The following is a 16,833-nucleotide window of genomic DNA, read 5'->3' as shown; positions in this document are numbered from 1 at the left end:
CGCCATGCGACCCGCGTCATTCCTTGATCTTGAAATCTGGTGCCTCGCTACCGGACGGTGGCACGTGGTTCTGGAGGAGGACGTAGGACATCATCTCGCTGAACGCCGGCGCCGCCACGTCACCGCCGCCGCCGCTGCTGACGTCCATCGACACCGCGATCACGTAACGCGGGTTCTCGGCCGGGGCCATGCCGACGAACGAGCTGGCGTTGTTGCTGGTGTACTGGCCGTTGACGAGCAGCTTGCCGGTGCCGGTCTTACCCGCCACCCGGTAACCGGGGACCTGGGCCGCGAGGCCGGTGGCGTCCTTGACGGTGGTCACCGCCTCCATCATCAGGCGCAGCTCCCGGGCCACCTCGGTGTCCAGCACCCGGTGCGTCGACGGCGCGGCGGCCGGGGTCTCGGTGCCGTCCTCGCCGGAGATGGTCGCCTTGATCAGGTGCGGCTGGATGTAGACGCCGTCGTTGGCGATCGCGCCGTACCCGGCGGCCATCTGGATCAGCGTGGCGGACACACTGTGCCCGATCGGCACCGAGCCGTAGGAGGATCCACTCCAGTCGGCCGTCTCCAGCAGGTCGCCGTCCGCCTCGGCCGGCATGCCCTCACCGGTCGCCTTGCCCAGCCCGAATTTCTGCTGGTACTCGTAGACCTTGTCCGGGCCGAGCCGGTCGGCGAGCAGGATGGTTCCCACGTTCGAGGAGAAGGCGAGCAATCCCGGCAGAGTCATCCGGGTGCCCTTGTCCTGCGGGTGGGTGTCCTTGAAAAGGGTGTCGCCCTTCTTGATCGCCGGGCCGATCGCAATCACCTCGTCCGGCTTGACCAGACCCTCCTGGAGGGCCGCGCCGAAGATGAAGGCCTTGTGGCTCGATCCCGGGTCGGTGACGACGCTGCTGGGCATGTCGATCCGCTCGATCGGGTCGACCGCGTTCGGCTTCGCCGCGTTGTACAGGGGGTAGCTCGCCTGGGCCAGCACCTCCCCGGTACGGGCGTCGAGCACCACCGCGCCGCCGACCCTCGCGTTCTTCTTCTTGCCCGCCGCGTCGAGCACCCGCTGCACCTGGAACTGCAGGTCCTGGTCGATGGTGAGCTGGAGCGAGCTACCCGGCCGGGCCTCGACGTCCTGCTGGAACCCACCCGGGATCGGCTTGTTCAGCTTGCCCGTGCCGATCTCGAAGACCCGTTTGCCGTCGGCGCCGTGCAGCAGGTCGTCGTAGCGCGCCTCCAGGCCCTCCAGACCGCGGCCCTCCTCGCCGGTGAACCCGATCAGGTTCGACGCGAGGTCGCCACCGGGCACGTCACGCCGCTCGTCGGAGTGGGTGTAGATGCCGGGCAGCTTCAGGGCGTCGATCCGGTCGGCGATCGGCAGGTCCACACCACGGTCCAGGTAACGGAACTTCGACCACTGGCCCATCACCTGTTTGCGCTGCATCTTCTCGACCAGCTCGGAATGCGGGACGCCGAGCAGCGGGGCCAGCTTCGCGGCGGTGCCGGCGACGTCCTCCTGGAGCTTCTTGTTCTCCGGGTCGGCGTAGACGTACCGCGCCTCCACGCTGTGCGCCAAAACGTTGCCGTTGCGGTCCAGGATGCGGCCGCGCGGGGCCGGCAGCGTGACGCTGGTCAGCCTGTTCTCCCGCAGCTCCAGCAGGCTGGCCGCCTCCTCCGGGGAGGTGGCGACCTGCAACACCACGAGCCGTACGCCGATGGTGACGAAGAGCGAGAGGGCCAGGACGGTGCCGAGCCGCAGTCGCCGGCTGCTGCTGGCGAGCTTCGGCGGCTCCGCGGGGACCGGCCTTCTGGTCTTCTCCCTGGTCCGCGGCTCCGGCCTCCGGCGCTCCGGTTCCCGGGACCGCTGCGGTTCCCGGGTCCGGGCCCGTTCGCGGGTCTTCTCCGGCTCCCGCGTCTTCGTCCTGGGTGCTGGCTGCTCCCGCGGCTTGGCCGGCTCGCGGGGTTTGGTCTGCTCACGGGGTTTGGCCTGCTCGCGCTGGGGCGGCGGCTCGGTGGTCCGGCCGCGTCCCCGGGTCCGCTGGCCGCTCTCCCCGCCGTCGAGCACCTGGAGTGCCGGCCGGAACGGGTCGGTGTTGCGGCCGGTGTCGCGCGGCAGCCGGCCACGCTCGGCCACGGTCCGCCCCCGCGGGGTATAGGCGCGCGCCTCCCCGATGCTGGAACGGCCGCGCCGGTTGTCGCGCGGAGTCTCCTCCGGCTCGTCACCCGGCATGTCACGCGACGAACCGCGCCGGGGTGAAGTGCCCCGGCGCGGTGTCTCGTCGTCGGCTCGCGGCGACATGCGGGCCTACCGCTCGACCGCGGTGGACGGCGCGCCGCTCTCGCGCAGACCGTCGTCGGTGGTCGGCGCCGTCGGGCCCTTGCCGGGCACCGGCATCCCCACGATGTCGCCGTTCGGCAGCCAGATGACCGCCGGCTTGTCGGCCCGGACCAGGCCCAGCCGGTTCGCGGCGGCGTGCAGCTTGCCCGGCCCGGACGCGTCGACGATCTGCCGCTCCAGGTCGTGCTGCCGCTGGTCCAGCGCGGACTTCTCCTTACGGAGGGCGTCCAGCCGGAACGACTGCTCCATGGTCTTGGTGTTGATCAGCAGGATGCCGACCACGCCGACCAGCACCACGGCGATGATCGCCGCGGCGAAGGTGGCGCGCGGTGCCCGCACCGGCAGCGGCGGCGCCACCCAGAGCCGCGGACGGCCCGGGATCGGCGGCGTGTCGCCGGTCACCTCGATCGACAGCGCGGTGGCGCCGTCGACCGGCGCGGCCGGATCCTGAGCCCCCCGGCTCCGGATCCCTGACCGGCGCGTGTCGGCCGGCTCGGGCCGGCGCGCCCCCCGCGCACCACCCTTCGTGGTCTCGGCATCGCGGCTGCTCCGGCGCGTGGTGCGCGGCTGCGCCGATCGGCCCCCCGACCGCGGCGCTTCGGATCGCTCGCTCATGCTCGTCCCTCCCCCTCTACCTTCGCCCCAGGGCGTATCCGCCCTCGTCCCCCACGCGTTGTAGACATTCGGGGCCGCTCGCGGCCGGCTCCGAACGCCTTCTCGAACTTGTTCGCCTGCTCCTGCTCGTCGATCCGTTCCACCGCGCGCAGCTTCACCGAGGCCGCCCTCGGGTTCGCCGCCACCTCCGCCTCGCTGGGCGGCTCCGACCCGCGGGTCAGGAGCCGGAGGCTGGGACCGGTGCCCGGGAGCTCGACCGGAAGGTCGACCGGCCCGGTGCTGCGCGACCTCGCGGCGAGTTCGCGCTTGACGATCCTGTCCTCCAGCGATTGATAGCTCATCACCACAAGTCGCCCGTGCGGTGCCAACGCGTCCAGAGCGGCCGGAACCGCCCCTTCGAGCGCCTCCAACTCCCTGTTCACCTCAATGCGTAGTGCCTGGAATGTCCTTTTTGCGGGATTTCCACCCGTTCGCCGCGCGGCGGCCGGAATGGCGTCCTTCACGAGCTCGGCAAGCCGGGCCGTGGAGGTGATCCGCCCCTTCGCCCGCTCCCGCACGAGCGACGAGACGATCCGCGGCGCGAACTTCTCCTCGCCGTACTGCCGCAAAACGCGAACAAGATCACCCGGCTCGTACGTGTTGACGACCTCTTCCGCGGTCATCCCGCGAGACTGGTCCATCCGCATGTCCAAAGGCGCGTCCTGCGCATACGCGAAGCCGCGGTCCGCCTCGTCCAGCTGCAACGACGAGACCCCGAGGTCGAAGAGCCCACTGTGGATCGCCGGGATCCCCAGTTCCTCGAGAACCCGCGGCAGCTCGTCGTAGACGGCGTGGACCAGGTGCGCGCGATCACCGAAACGGAGCAGCCGGTGCCGGGAGTGGGCCAGCGCCTCGGTGTCCCGGTCGAGTCCGATCAGGACGACGTCGGGATACCGCTCCAGGACCGCCTCGGCGTGCCCGCCCAGACCCAGCGTGAAGTCGACGTGGACGGCGCCCGGCAGCGTGAGGGCGGGATCGAGCAGCTCGAGGCAGCGCTCGAGCAACACCGGCACGTGCGTGCCCCGCGGCTCCCCCATGTCGACCCCCATTGCCGTGCCCGCTCGCGTCTCACTCGTTCGTCACCGATTACCGCCCGGCCCGGTCGCCCGTCCGTACCGCCAGATCCCCATCCGCTCTCATGTCCCGGGCCGGCGAACCGGCCCCGGACACGCGCCTGGCGCCGGGGAAGAGGCGCCAGGAGCGGGAGCGGCTGGAGATCTCGCAGTACGGCGGCAGTGGCGTCCGGGCCGAGACCAGCGGCCCACCGAGTGCCACGCCCTACAGTCCGCCGGGCAGCACCCCCTCCTCGATGTCGGCGAACTCTTCCTCGCTCGCCGAGAGGTAGTCATCCCAGGACTGCTTGTCCCAGATCTCGACCCGGGTGCTCGCGCCGATCACCACGAGATCACGACCAAGGCTGGCATACTCCCGCAAATGGGCCGGAATAGTCACCCGGCCCTGCTTGTCGGGAACCTCGTCGTGCGCGCTCGCGAAGAAGACCCGGCTGTAAGCCCGGGCCGCCTTGTTCGTGACCGGTGCCTCGCGCAGCTGGCCGGCGATGCGCTGGAACTCCGGCATCGGGAACACGTAAAGACAGCGCTCCTGTCCCTTGGTGATCACGACACCTCCCGCCAGCTCATCACGGAACTTCGCCGGGAGGATCAGCCGGCCCTTCTCGTCCAGGCGCGGGGTGTGCGTGCCGAGAAACATCGGCCCCCACCCCTTTGCCGTGGCGGCCGCCCCATCGCGGAGGGAGCTGGTCGCCTGTCAACTCGGGCCGGCAGGTCCGGCGTCGCTCCTCCGCCCTGCCACTGCGCCCCACTCTACTCCACTTCCCTCCACCTGCAACCCAAAAGCAAACCCTCACGAGCCGTTCTCACGGACGTAATCCCAGTTCACAGGCGGTGGGGCCGAGTGGAGGGCGTGACCATGATCAACAACGTCCGGTTTCCGACATCGAGGCGTCGCCGGCGGAAAACACCCGCCGAAATGCCCGGCGAGGACCGGATTCCGGCCCCGGTGGAGCGAAGTGGGGCCGCCCGGGGAGGAGAAGGGAGGCCCATCGCGGACTCCACATCGCCCGGACACGACAGACGCCCGTGGGGCGTGACCCAGGTCCGGGTCACGCCCCACGGGCGTCATTGCTATTCCTTACTTACTGCGCCGCTGCACTTACCGCTGCCGCTCTCCGGTCATGCGGTACCTACTGCGCCGCTGCCGCGCTCCGGTCATGCGGCACTTACTGCGCCGCTGCCGGGCTCCGGTCATGCGGTCAGGCGACCAGGCGGCGTACCACGTAGTTGTTGTTCCAGATCTTGTGCTTGCCGACCCTGGCCCCGGTGCGCGGCGAGTCGTAGATGTAGCCGTTGCCGGCGTAGATCCCGGCGTGGTAACCGTACGAGCCGTTGCGGAAGACGATCAGGTCGCCGACCTGCTTCTTGCTCTTGGCGACGGCCTTGCCGTGCTTCTGCTGCGAGTTCGCCTTGTGCGGCAGGTTCTTGCCGGTCGTCTTCTTGTAGACGTACTTGGTGTAGCCCGAGCAGTCGAAGCGCTTGGGACCGGAGGCGCCGAACTTGTACAGCGCGCCCCTGTGCTTCTTGGCCTCGGCCAGCACCTTGGCGCCGCTGGCCTTGACCGTCACCTTGAACCTGCCGGTGCCCCGCTGGTTGTACCCACTGCCGGTGAAGACCGTGCGGACCCACGCGGTGGTGGTCGGCTTGGCGGTAAGCGACACCACGCCGTTCCTCACGGTGGCGGTGTCCCACGTACGCCAGGCGCCGTTGGTGTAGCCCTGAAGGCGCACGGTGCCCTTGGCGACCTTCTTGGTGGTGGGGTCGATCACCTTGGCGGTGACCTTGAGGGTGGAACCCCACTTGACGGTCCGGGCGCCACTGGCCCAGATCGAAGGTGTGACCTTCGGCGCGGCCGCCGCGGCGGCGACCGGGGTGACGGCGGGGGTCGTTGCGGCCGCCGCGGGTGATGCGGCGATCAACTGCCCGGCACAGAGGCAGAGACCCAGGGACAGTGCGACGGTTCCGGTGCCGATGGACGCGCGGCGGCGCCGGCTCGAACTGTGTTCGTGCACGGTAGAGAGATCCCTCCGGCACGCCTGCGAGGTTAGCTGTCGGGTTCGGGCGGGAAGGTGTGCCCGGCCGCGGGTGGGCGGCTTCACCCCAAGGTCTTCCCACGGCGCCACGCAACGTCGTGCGGCGCGGGGAAGACCGGTATTGGGTCCCCCGTCCCTGCCCCCGAATGCCTTGTCTGGTGTGGCTCAACTGCGGTGTCGCACTGGTCCGGCCCGGGGCAGGGCTCGGCGTGAACCGATCCGGTGCGGCCGGCGGCGGAATGCCTCCGGCTGATCCTTGGTACCCGAGTCGGCCCATGATCGTCAGCGTGGGGATAGTCACCGTGCGTAATTGGCACACTTGTCGGTGTCCAGTTTGTTACCGCCGCGTGACAAATGCGCCCACGTTACGTAGTGACACAGCTACATACAGTTGATGGTTACGGGTGAAACAGAACACACAAATAGTCCCGTCACCACCGTGCCAGACGTCCGAAAAGCCCGGACCGGGGAAAACACCGTCCACACCGTGATCTTGACGGTCTGGCAACGCGACGTGACGTTGGAGTCCGGTACCCTCGCTGGCGTGACGGACGGAATGCCTCTCATCGCCAAGGTCGCGACCTCCGTGTCGAAGACCGCGGCCGCGCTCTCCAGGGCCGCGGGCCGCGGCGACGGTTCGGTGATCGGCGGCTGGATCGGCCTCAAGATCGATCCCGACCTCCTGACCCACCTCGCGGCCGGCCGTGCCGTCGCGCTGGTCTCGGGCACCAACGGCAAGACGACGACCACCCGGCTCACCGCAGCCGCGGTCGGCGTCCTCGGCCGGGTCGCCACCAACTCGTTCGGCGCCAACATGCCGACCGGCCACACCTCCGCGCTGGCGAAGGAGGGACACACCCCCTTCGCGGTCCTCGAGGTGGACGAGCACTACCTGGCGCAGGTGATCGACCAGACCCGGCCCAAGGTCGTGGCGCTGCTCAACCTCTCCCGCGACCAGCTCGACCGGGCGAAGGAGGTGGCGATGATGGCGCAGCTGTGGAAGACGGCACTCGCCGGCCACCCCGAGATCCGGGTGGTCGCCAACTCCGACGACCCGATGGTGGTGTGGGCGGCCTCCGGCAGCCGGCAGATCACCTGGTTCAGCGCCGGCCAGCGCTGGCTCGACGACTCGTTCGTCTGCCCGGAGAGCGGCCACCCGATCGAGCGCCAGCAGGGTGACTGGTGGTGCACCGGCTGCCCGCTGCGCCGCCCGCGCCCACAGTGGATCGTCGAGGACGAGGGCGTCATCGACCCCCGTGGCGACTGGCACCTGGTCAAGTTGCAGCTGCCCGGCCGGGTCAACATCGGCAACGCGGCCACCGCGCTGGCCGTGGCCGCCGAGTTCGGGGTCCGCCCGATAGAGGCACTCCCCCGGCTCTCCCGGGTGGCGTCGATCGCCGGCCGCTACGCCCAGGTCGACCGTGACGGCCGCAACATCCGCTTGCTGCTGGCGAAGAACCCGGCAAGCTGGCTGGAGGCCTTCGACATGGCCGACCAGGCGCCGACCCTGCTCTCCATCAACGCCCGCGACCCCGACGGGCTCGACACGTCGTGGCTCTACGACGTCGACTTCTCGCCGCTGCGTGACCGCCCCGTGCTGATCACCGGCGACCGGGCGTACGACCTGGCCGTGCGGCTCCAGGTGAACCAGGTGCAGTTCCGGCACGTACAGACATTCGACGAGGCGCTGCGGTCGGTGCCGCCCGGCCGCCTCGAGGTGATCGCCAACTACACGGCGTTCCAGGACATCCGAGCGGAGTTGGACCGTGTCAACTGAGGCCCTGCGGATCGTGTGGATCTACCCCGATCTGCTCTCGACCTACGGCGACCGCGGCAACATGCTGATCCTCGCCCGCCGCGCCGCCGACCGCGGCATCCCGGCCGAGACCTACGAGGTCCGCTCCGACCAGCGGATGCCGCACACCGCCGACATCTACCTGATCGGCGGCGGTGAGGACGGCCCGCAGGCCCTGGCCGCCCAGCGCCTCCTCGCCGACGGCGGCCTCCACCAGGCCGTCGCCCAGGGTGCGGCGGTCCTCTCCATCTGCGCCGGTTACCAGTTGCTCGGTCACTCGTTCTTTGCCAAGGGGGCCAAGTGCGCCGGACTGGGACTGCTGGACATCAGCTCCGACCGGGGCGAGACCCGGGCGGTCGGCGAACTCCGCGGTGAGATCGACCCACGGCTCGGCCTGCCCGCGCTGACCGGTTTCGAGAACCACGGCGGGCGTACTCACCTGGGCGCCCACGCGGCACCGCTGGCCCGGGTGACCGCCGGGATCGGCAACGACGGCCAGACCGAGGGCGCCTGGGCCGGCAAGATCCTCGGCACCTACTCGCACGGCCCGGCGCTCGCCCGCAACCCGGCGATAGCCGATCTGCTACTGCGATGGGCGACCGGCGCGGATAGGCTTGCCCCTCTTGACGACACCTGGGCCGACCGGCTCCGGTCCGAACGACTGGCCGCGGCGAGCCCGGCGTGACCCGATCCTGAGACCTTGTCCATAACCGACGACAGTTGGGGCGGTAGGCCTGCATGACCGACAACCTGATCGCCCCGCGGGGCACCGAGCCCGCGGACCCTCAGGCAGTTGAGCAAGCCGGCCCCACCACCGGGTGGAGACGACGCTTCATCCGGTTCGCCCTGCTCGCAGCCGGCGTGGCAGCTCTCGCCGGTGTCGCCGCGCTCCTCCCGCTCAAGGAGATCGCCGAGACACTGTCGGCGATGGGCCCCAGCGCGGTCGTCGCGGTCGCGGTCCTCGGCGGCATGCTGCTGTCGGTGCTCGTGCCGCGTACGCTCATCACCATGACCTGCGGCGCCCTCCTGGGTGCCGTCACCGGCGGTGCCGCCGCTCTGGCCGCCGCGGTGATCGCCGCGGTCGCCACCTACTACGCGGGCCGCTGGGCCGGCCGCGGTGCCCTTCAGGCCCGCGCCGGCAGCCGCCTCGCCCGCCTCGACGGCTGGCTCAACCGCCGGGGCCTCGCCGCGGTCCTGCTGGTCCGTTTCCTTCCGCTGGCCCCGTTCGGCCTGGTCGGCTACGCCTACGGCACCACCAGCGTCTGCCGCAACCGCTACCTGATCGGCACCACGATCGCCGCCATCCCGTCCACGGTCACCTACGCCATCATCGGCGCCGCGGTCGCCGCCCCCGGCGAGATGAACCTGCTGACCCTCGCCCCGGCGGCGATCAGCTTCATCCTCTCCACCGCGATCATCCTCCGCTGGCGACACACCGCCCGCCGCGACGCCACCCCCGCCTGACCGCACCCACCTCCCGAGCCACTTCCCCCACCCGCCAGGCGACTTCCCTCACCCCCAGGCGACTTCCCCCACTCGCCAGGCGACTTCCCTCACCCGCCAGGCGGCCCACCGCCCGCCGGAAGCCCCCACTGCCCCGCCAGGCGACCCACCGCTCCGCCCGGCCACCGGCCGTCCCGTCCGGGCTACCTTTGGCTGGCCGGCCTGCCTCCGATTACCCGGGCTACCTCCGATGGCGGGCTACCTCCGATTGGGTGGGCCACCTCGACTGGCCGGACCACACCGATTGGCCGGACCAACTCCGACGGGCTGGCCAACAGCTGCCCATCGCCTCGCGACGCCACCGATCCTCACGCCTGGTCGGCGACCAACCGAAGACGTCACCCCGCGACGCCACCCGATCTCACAACCGGCCGGCGACTCACCGAAGGCGTACTTCGCTCCAAAACCGCCCTTCTTGTACGGCCACCCCGCCGACAACCGCGAAGATCCTGTTCCGCCGGGTCCACGCGACGCAGCCCCGGGCCAGGACCACAACGCGGCCGCCGGGCTGGCTGCCCGCTCATCGAAGCCACTCCCGTGGTGATCTACCGCGGGGGCCACCCGAGTCACCACAAGCACGCTGACTACTCGATCTCCACCGAGGCAGCAAACCCGCGGTGACAACGACGGCCAGGACACACCATCCCGGTACGTGTGCCCCCATCGTTGCCATCACACGGGTAAGCGCACACGATCGGCCTTCCGTGTGCGCTCGTCACCGTGATAGCGACGACGAGACACCACGATCCGCAATCGTGTGCGCCGGCTACCGCAACCGCGGCAAACGGCCGCTTGTCAGCGACGCGCGAAAGCTGCCCCAGGCCAGTGAAAGCCGAAGCAGGGACCACCCGCGCAATTCTCAATCACCCCTGGCTGGTCCCCACCGCTGTGTCAGCGCGCTTAAGACAGCGGTGACAGCCAGCCGGATCCCGCCCGGCTGGCCCCCACCGCTGTCTCGAGCGCCGCGAGACAGCGGTGACGGCCAGCGGGATCCCTTCCGCTGGCTGCCAGCGCTGGTTCGGCGGTCTTGAGACAGGAGGTGATGGCGGGTCGGGCAAGATCGGCGGGAGTGTCCTGCGTTCCGTTGCATGCCGCGGTAGCCGCCGATCTCGCCGGGCCAGCCGAGTAGAGCCATGCCGGGCCGGCCGAGCAGAGATGGCTGGCTGGCCGTCACCGCTGTCTCACACCGCTTGAGGCAGCGGTGAGGACCAGCCGGGCGTGATTCACCGTTGCGCGGTCAGTCCCCAGATCGGCGGCCACCGGCATGCACCGGAGCGCAGGACACTGTCTCGACGGAAGCCGGACTGCGGACAGACGGTGTGAGCTGGGCAGCGGATAGACGGAAACCGGGGAGACAGACCGCAACGCAGGGAAATGGAAACCAGACGAATCCGGGCGATAGACCGCAACGGAAGCCAACAAAATCCGGGCGACACAGCGCGACGCAGGCCGTTTCAAACCGCACGAAACCGGGCGACACACCGCGACGCAGCCCGATGGGAGCCAGACCAAACCGGGCGGCACACCGCGACGCACCCCCATGGGGAAACGGACGAAACCGGGGACAGACCGCGACGCAGGCCGACGGAAACCGGACGAAACCGGCCGACAGACCGCGACGCACGCCGACGGAAACCGGACGAAAGGGGCGACCGACCGTGACGCAGGCCGATGGAAACCGCACGAGGGGGGCGACGGGCCGCGACGTTGGCGGTGGAAACCGGGCGGGACCGAAGCGCGGGCGGTGACACGAGCCGGGTGGTGGGCGCGGGTGCGGTGCGGGTGCGGGTGGCGGTGGGGTGGGGTGGGGTGAGGGGTCAGAGGGTGGCTAGGTCGGTGAAGTAGGCGGGGTAGGTTTTGGCGACGCAGCCCGGGTCGCTGATCTCGATGCCGGGGGTTCGGAGGCCGATCAGGGAGAGGCTCATCGCCATGCGGTGGTCTTCGTAGGTGGCGAAGCGGGTCGGCTGCGACACTCCGGGGTGGATGGTGAAACCGTCGGCGTCCTCGATGGCGTCGATGCCGGCGCGGCGGAGTTCGGTGACGACGGCGCCGATCCGGTCGGTCTCCTTGCCGCGGATGAAGCCGATGCCGCGGACCCGGGTCGGGGAGTCGGCGAAGACGGCGACGGCGGCCAGCGTCTGTGCGGTGTCGGAGATGTCGGCCATGTCGACGTCGACGCCGCGGAGGCTGCCGGTGGCGCGGACGGTCAACGAGTCCGCGGTACGGCTCACCGACATCCCCATCCGCTCCAGGACGTCGGCGAACCGTACATCCCCTTGGAGGCTCTCCGCGCCCAGGCCGGAAACGGTGACCCGACCGCCCGTGATGGCCGCCGCACCGAGGAAGTAGGACGCCGCGCTGGCGTCCGGCTCGATCGCGTAGCGGGTGGGCCGGTAGGCGCCGGCGGTGACGTCGAGCCCGTCGACGGTGACGCCGAACGCCGCCATCACCGCCTTGGTCATCTCCACGTAGGGGACCGAGACCAGTGGCGACGTCAGTGAAACGGACAGCCCGCGTGCCATCAGTGGCCCGGCCATCAGCAGCCCGGAGAGGAACTGGCTGGAGATGTGGCCGCTCACCTCGACGGGACCGCCGTGTGCGGGCCCGGTGACGGCGGCCGGCAGGAAGCCGGGCGCGGCCAGCTCGTCGACCTCGGCGCCGATCTGCCGCAGCGCGTCGAGGACCGGGCCGAACGGGCGGGCCCGCAGCTGCTCCGTCCCGTCGACGACGGTGCGCCCGGGCAGGAGGGCCGCCGCCGGCAGGAGGAAGCGGGAGGTGGTCCCGGACTGGCGGGCGTCGATCGTGCCGGCGCCGCCGGACACCGCCGGGTCGATGCCGGTGACGGTGACCGTGCACGCCTGCTCGTCGGTGACGACGGTGGCGCCGAGCGCGGCGACGGCGCCCATCATGGCGCGGGTGTCGTCGGCGAAGAGCACCCCGGTGAGGGTGGACGTGCCGGGGGCCAGGGCGGCGCACAGCAGAGCACGGTTGGTGATGCTCTTCGAGCCGGGCGGCCGGACGGTCGCGTCGACGGGCGTGGTCAGCGGTTCGACGGACAGCACCTCAGGCATGTGCCCATCCAAACAGGCGGACGGCCCGCCCCCGGCAGCGGAGGCGGGCCGTTCCGAACAGTGGTCGCCGAACCCGTGGAGCGGGCGGCGGGGGGCGGTGGCCGACCGGGCGCGGGGACGGGCCGGCCAGTGATCAGACGACGACGCTGACCAGGCGCCCCTTGACCACGATGACCTTCTTCGGCTCCTTGCCGGCCAGCACTTCGGCGACGGCGGCCAGCGCGGCCGCGCGTACCTCGTCCTCGGTCGTGTCCGGGGAGACCTCGACCCGGCCGCGGACCTTGCCGTTGACCTGCACCGGGTAGGTGATCGCGTCGGCGACCAGCTGGGCCGGGTCGGCGACCGGGAAGGCCGTGTACGCCAGGGAGCCCTCGTGGCCCAGCCTGGTCCACAGTTCCTCGGCCAGGTGCGGCGCGAACGGCGAGATCATCAGCACCAGCGGCTCGACGGCCTCCCGCGACACCGTGCCCATCGGGGTCAGCGTGTTGGTCAGCTCGATCAGCTTGGCGATGGCCGTGTTGAACCGCAGCTCCTCCAGGTCCTCGCGGACGCCGGCGATGATCCGGTGCAGGATCTTGCGGGTCTTCGGGTCCAGCGGCTCGTCGCCGACCCGGACGGCGCCGGTCTCCTCGTCGACGACCAGGCGCCAGGCGCGCTGCAGGAACCGCTGGGAGCCGACGACGGCACGGGTGTCCCAGGGACGGGAGACGTCCAGCGGGCCCATCGCCATCTCGTACACCCGGAACGTGTCGGCGCCGTACTGCTCGCACATCTCGTCGGGGGTGACGACGTTCTTCAGGCCCTTGCCCATCTTGCCGTACTCGCGGTAGACCTCCTGGTCGCCCAGGTACCACTTGCCGTCCCGCTCGACGACGTCGTCGGCCGGCACGATCATGCCGCGGGCGTCACGGAACGCGTACGCCTGGATGTAGCCCTGGTTGAACAGCTTCTTGAACGGCTCGAACGACGAGACGTGCCCCAGGTCGAACAGCACCTTGTGCCAGAAACGCGAGTACAGCAGGTGCAGGACCGCGTGTTCGACACCACCGACGTACAGGTCGACACCACCGGCGTCACCGGGCGTGCGGGGGCCCATCCAGTAGGCCTCGTTCTCCGGGTCGACCAGGACCTTCTCGTTCTTCGGGTCCAGGTAGCGCAGCTCGTACCAGCAGGAACCGGCCCATTGGGGCATGGTGTTGGTCTCGCGGGTGTACGTCTTCAGCCCGTCGCCCAGGTCCAGCTCGACCTGCACCCAGTCCTTCTTGCGGGACAGCGGCGTCTCCGGCTCGGAGTTCGCGTCGTCCGGGTCGAAGGTGCGCGGCGAGAAGTCGTCGACGTCCGGCAGTTCGACCGGCAGCATCGACTCGGGCAGCGCGATCGGCAGGCCGGTCTCGTCGTAGACGATCGGGAACGGCTCGCCCCAGTACCGCTGGCGGCTGAACAGCCAGTCGCGCAGGCGATAGGTGGTCGCCCCCTGGCCCTTGCCCTCGGCCTCCAGCCACTCGATCATGGCGGCCTTGGCCTCGTCCTTGTTCAGGCCGTTCAGGAAGCCCGAGTTGATCACGACGCCGTCGCCGACATAGGCGCCGTCGAAGCCCTCCGGCGTCTCGATGGTCCGGACGACCGGCAGCGCGTACGCCGTGGCGAAGTCGAAGTCGCGCTCGTCGTGCCCGGGCACCGCCATGATCGCGCCGGTGCCGTAGCCGGCCAGCACGTAGTCGGCGATGAAGACCGGGACCTGCTCGCCGTTGACCGGGTTGGTCGCGTAGGCGCCGGTGAAGACACCGGTCTTGACCTTGCCGTCGGCGGTCCGCTCCTCCTCGGTCTTGGCCGCGGCGGCGGCGCGGTAGGCCGTGACGGCGTCGGCCGGGGTGGCGTGACCGCCGGTCCAGACCTCCTGCGCGCCGGCCGGCCAGACCGCCGGGATGATCGACTCGACCAGCTCGTGCTCCGGCGCCAGGACCATGTAGGTGGCGCCGAACAGGGTGTCCGGGCGGGTGGTGAAGACCCGGATGCGGCCGTCCCCGATCGGGAAGTCGACGTGGGCGCCGCGCGACCGGCCGATCCAGTTGCGCTGCATCAGCTTGACCGGCTCCGGCCAGTCCAGCGCGTCCAGGTCCTCGACCAGGCGGTCGCCGTACGCGGTGATCCGCATCATCCACTGCTTCAGGCTGCGCTGGAAGACCGGGTAGTTGCCCCGCTCGGAGCGGCCGTCCGGGGTGACCTCCTCGTTGGCCAGCACGGTGCCCAGGCCGGGACACCAGTTGACCGGGGCCTCGCTCACGTACGCCAGGCGGTGGTCGTCGATCAGCTTGCGCCTCTCGACGGCGGACAGGCCGGCCCACTCCGGGCCACGCTCGCCGGACTCGTACGACGCGATCAGCTCGTCGATCGGGCGGGCCTTGCCGACCGCCGGGTCGAACCACGAGTTGAAGACCTGCAGGAAGATCCACTGGGTCCAGCGGTAGTACTCCGGGTCGGTCGTCGAGAACGAGCGGCGCTCGTCGTACGCCAGGCCCAGCCGCCGCAGCTGCTGCCGGTACCGCTCGACGTTCGCCGCCGTGGTGACCGCCGGATGGGTGCCGGTCTGCACCGCATACTGCTCGGCGGGCAGGCCGAACGCGTCGAAGCCCATCGGGTGCAGCACGTTGTAACCGGCCTGGCGCTGATACCGGGTGTAACAGTCCGTGCCGATGTAGCCCAGCGGATGCCCGACGTGCAGGCCGGCACCGGACGGGTACGGGAACATGTCCTGCACGTGCAGCTTGGGCGCCCCGGCCCGGGGGTGTTCGGGGTCGGCCAGCTCACCGGTCGGGTTGGGCGCGTGGAACGTCCCGTTCGCGTCCCAGAAGTCCTGCCAGCGCTGCTCGATCTCGCCGGCCAGCGCCGCGGTGTAACGGAAAGGCGGGGTCTCGGTGTCGCTCATCTTCACCATCTCGTCTACGTCTCGTCTTTGAAAGAGGGCATAAAAAAGCCCCTCGCACAGGAGGGGTTGCCGTGCCTGGCCCGCTTGTCTAGCGGATCAGCACGGCCGGCTAAGGAGCAGAACGGACCGAGCCATGCGTGGATGATACCCCTCGTCCGTCACGGACGGCGACCGGTATGGCGGGCGCGTGACATACTCCCGGCTGTCCACAGGCGACCGGCCTGGGATGGCGGATGGCCCCTGTTCGTCCGAATCCCCCTCGATCAGGCCTTTCGGCGTTGCGCGCGGACGGGGCTAACCTGTGGGGACGGGCAACGAGCGCCGGAGGCCCACGGCCGCTGGGCGCCCGCGACCTTACGGTGCCCTTGACGGTGGGTGATCTCCGCCCTACGGGGGTAGACACGTTATGGAGGAGGCCCGTGACAACGCCGACCTGGGGCGAGCCGGCAGGCCCGCTGACGAGCGCTGAATTCCGCGCCGCGGCCCAAGCCATCATGGCCAACATCGAACAGGTCATCGAGGGCAAGAGCGCGACGGTGCGGCTGGCTCTCGCGGTCCTGATCGCCGAGGGCCACCTGCTGATCGAGGACGTGCCGGGCGTCGGCAAGACGAAACTGGCCAAGGCGCTCGCCCGCTCGATCGACTGCTCGGTTCGGCGCATCCAGTTCACGCCAGACCTGCTGCCCAGCGACGTGACCGGCGTCAGCGTCTACAACCAGGAGACGCGCGACTTCGAGTTCAAGCCGGGTGCCGTCTTCGCCAACCTGGTGGTCGGCGACGAGATCAACCGGGCGTCGCCGAAGACCCAGTCCGCCCTCCTGGAGTGCATGGAGGAGCGGCAGGTCACCGTCGACGGCACGACCTACGAGTTGCAGGCGCCGTTCATGGTGGTCGCCACGCAGAACCCGATCGAGATGGAGGGGACCTACCCCCTCCCCGAGGCGCAGCGGGACCGGTTCACCGCCCGGATCGCGATGGGCTATCCGGACCCGCGGGCCGAGCTGGCCATGCTCGCCGGGCAGAACGATCACGACCCGCTCAACGATCTGCGTGCGGTCACGGACGCGGCGACGGTCCGCCGGCTGATCGAGACGGCCCGCGCGGTGCACGCCGCCGACGCCGTCCAGCAGTATGCGATCGCCCTGGTCACCGCGACCCGGGAGGCTCCGGAGATCCGGCTCGGGGCGTCGCCGCGGTGCACGCTGCAGCTGATCCGCACGGCCAAGGCGGTGGCGGCGCTGGAGGGGCGTGACTACGTGCTCCCCGACGACCTCCAGGCGCTGGCCGTGCCGGTTCTCGCGCACCGCATCATCCCGACCGCGGACGCGCAGCTCAACCGGCGTACCACCGACGCCATCGTCTCGGAGATCGTGCACCGGCTGCCACTGCCGCACGCCCGTAATCCGTACGACACCCGGGACGGCCGCGCCTCCTACGAGTCCCGGGGGCGGTGAG

The 16,833-nt window shown here is 70.4% G+C and carries 11 protein-coding genes and 1 riboswitch; of the genes, 4 read left to right on the top strand and 7 right to left on the bottom strand.

From position 1 onward, the window contains the following. Positions 1–16 precede the first annotated feature (16 nt). The 5 genes from BC793_RS11985 to BC793_RS11965 form a co-directional block, all read right to left on the bottom strand. Positions 17–2,284, bottom strand: a complete 2,268-nt coding sequence (locus BC793_RS11985; protein ID WP_109592243.1) for a penicillin-binding transpeptidase domain-containing protein — start codon at positions 2,282–2,284, stop codon at positions 17–19. Between the two features lie 6 nt (positions 2,285–2,290). Further along, positions 2,291–2,938 (bottom strand): cell division protein FtsL, encoded by a 648-nt coding sequence (gene ftsL / locus BC793_RS11980; protein WP_109592241.1) that lies wholly within the window; start codon positions 2,936–2,938, stop codon positions 2,291–2,293. After that, positions 2,935–4,014, bottom strand: a complete 1,080-nt coding sequence (gene rsmH, locus BC793_RS11975) for a 16S rRNA (cytosine(1402)-N(4))-methyltransferase RsmH (protein ID WP_203896117.1) — start codon at positions 4,012–4,014, stop codon at positions 2,935–2,937. Before rsmH ends, ftsL begins: the two co-directional genes overlap by 4 nt. 241 nt (positions 4,015–4,255) lie before the next feature. After that, positions 4,256–4,687 carry a division/cell wall cluster transcriptional repressor MraZ gene (gene mraZ, locus BC793_RS11970; RefSeq protein WP_043523825.1) on the bottom strand — a complete coding sequence of 144 codons (432 nt, stop codon included), beginning with the start codon at positions 4,685–4,687 and terminating at the stop codon, positions 4,256–4,258. 562 nt (positions 4,688–5,249) lie between these two features. After that, the gene (locus tag BC793_RS11965) at positions 5,250–6,062 is read right to left on the bottom strand and encodes a C40 family peptidase (RefSeq protein ID WP_170167229.1); all 813 of its coding nucleotides are present in this window, start codon (positions 6,060–6,062) and stop codon (positions 5,250–5,252) included. Between the two features lie 6 nt (positions 6,063–6,068). Further along, a riboswitch (cyclic di-AMP (ydaO/yuaA leader) is annotated at positions 6,069–6,259 on the bottom strand. 380 nt (positions 6,260–6,639) lie between these two features. Between BC793_RS11965 and BC793_RS11960 the strand changes: the two genes are divergently transcribed. Genes BC793_RS11960 through BC793_RS11950 form a run of 3 tightly spaced genes read left to right on the top strand, consistent with a single transcriptional unit; the run spans position 6,640 to position 9,342 of the window. Continuing rightward, positions 6,640–7,860 (top strand): MurT ligase domain-containing protein, encoded by a 1,221-nt coding sequence (locus BC793_RS11960; RefSeq protein WP_109592479.1) that lies wholly within the window; start codon positions 6,640–6,642, stop codon positions 7,858–7,860. Continuing rightward, positions 7,850–8,563 (top strand): type 1 glutamine amidotransferase, encoded by a 714-nt coding sequence (locus BC793_RS11955; RefSeq protein ID WP_109592237.1) that lies wholly within the window; start codon positions 7,850–7,852, stop codon positions 8,561–8,563. The genes BC793_RS11960 and BC793_RS11955 overlap by 11 nt, the downstream gene beginning before the upstream one ends. Before the next feature lie 53 nt (positions 8,564–8,616). Beyond that, entirely contained in the window at positions 8,617–9,342 is a 726-nt protein-coding gene (locus BC793_RS11950) for a TVP38/TMEM64 family protein (protein ID WP_109592235.1), read from the top strand. Between the two features lie 1,856 nt (positions 9,343–11,198). Here BC793_RS11950 and aroA read toward each other — a convergent pair. Both aroA and leuS read right to left on the bottom strand, forming a co-directional pair. Continuing rightward, positions 11,199–12,452 carry a 3-phosphoshikimate 1-carboxyvinyltransferase gene (gene aroA / locus BC793_RS11945; RefSeq protein ID WP_109592233.1) on the bottom strand — a complete coding sequence of 418 codons (1,254 nt, stop codon included), beginning with the start codon at positions 12,450–12,452 and terminating at the stop codon, positions 11,199–11,201. Between the two features lie 133 nt (positions 12,453–12,585). Continuing rightward, positions 12,586–15,387: a leucine--tRNA ligase gene (gene leuS / locus BC793_RS11940; RefSeq protein WP_373871206.1), complete on the bottom strand. Its 2,802-nt coding sequence runs from the start codon at positions 15,385–15,387 to the stop codon at positions 12,586–12,588. Between the two features lie 410 nt (positions 15,388–15,797). Between leuS and BC793_RS11935 the strand changes: the two genes are divergently transcribed. After that, a complete protein-coding gene (locus BC793_RS11935; RefSeq protein ID WP_109592232.1) occupies positions 15,798–16,832 on the top strand; it encodes an AAA family ATPase in 1,035 nt (344 codons plus the stop codon). Position 16,833: the final 1 nt, after the last annotated feature.

It is taken from the genome of Actinoplanes xinjiangensis, assembly GCF_003148685.1.
GTDB lineage: Bacteria > Actinomycetota > Actinomycetes > Mycobacteriales > Micromonosporaceae > Actinoplanes > Actinoplanes xinjiangensis.
The sequence above is the reverse complement of the archived record's forward strand: the minus strand, read 5'-3'. Positions and strand labels throughout refer to the sequence as shown.

Bases quoted from the DNA above. Each gene is read 5' to 3' on its own strand.
- ftsL (WP_109592241.1), bottom strand. From the start codon at position 2,938: ATGAGCGAGCGATCCGAAGCGCCGCGGTCGGGGGGCCGATCGGCGCAG.
- aroA (WP_109592233.1), bottom strand. From the start codon at position 12,452: ATGCCTGAGGTGCTGTCCGTCGAACCGCTGACCACGCCCGTCGACGCG.
- BC793_RS11985 (WP_109592243.1), bottom strand. From the start codon at position 2,284: ATGTCGCCGCGAGCCGACGACGAGACACCGCGCCGGGGCACTTCACCC.
- rsmH (WP_203896117.1), bottom strand. From the start codon at position 4,014: ATGGGGGAGCCGCGGGGCACGCACGTGCCGGTGTTGCTCGAGCGCTGC.
- BC793_RS11950 (WP_109592235.1), top strand. From the start codon at position 8,617: ATGACCGACAACCTGATCGCCCCGCGGGGCACCGAGCCCGCGGACCCT.
- leuS (WP_373871206.1), bottom strand. From the start codon at position 15,387: ATGGTGAAGATGAGCGACACCGAGACCCCGCCTTTCCGTTACACCGCG.
- mraZ (WP_043523825.1), bottom strand. From the start codon at position 4,687: ATGTTTCTCGGCACGCACACCCCGCGCCTGGACGAGAAGGGCCGGCTG.
- BC793_RS11960 (WP_109592479.1), top strand. From the start codon at position 6,640: ATGCCTCTCATCGCCAAGGTCGCGACCTCCGTGTCGAAGACCGCGGCC.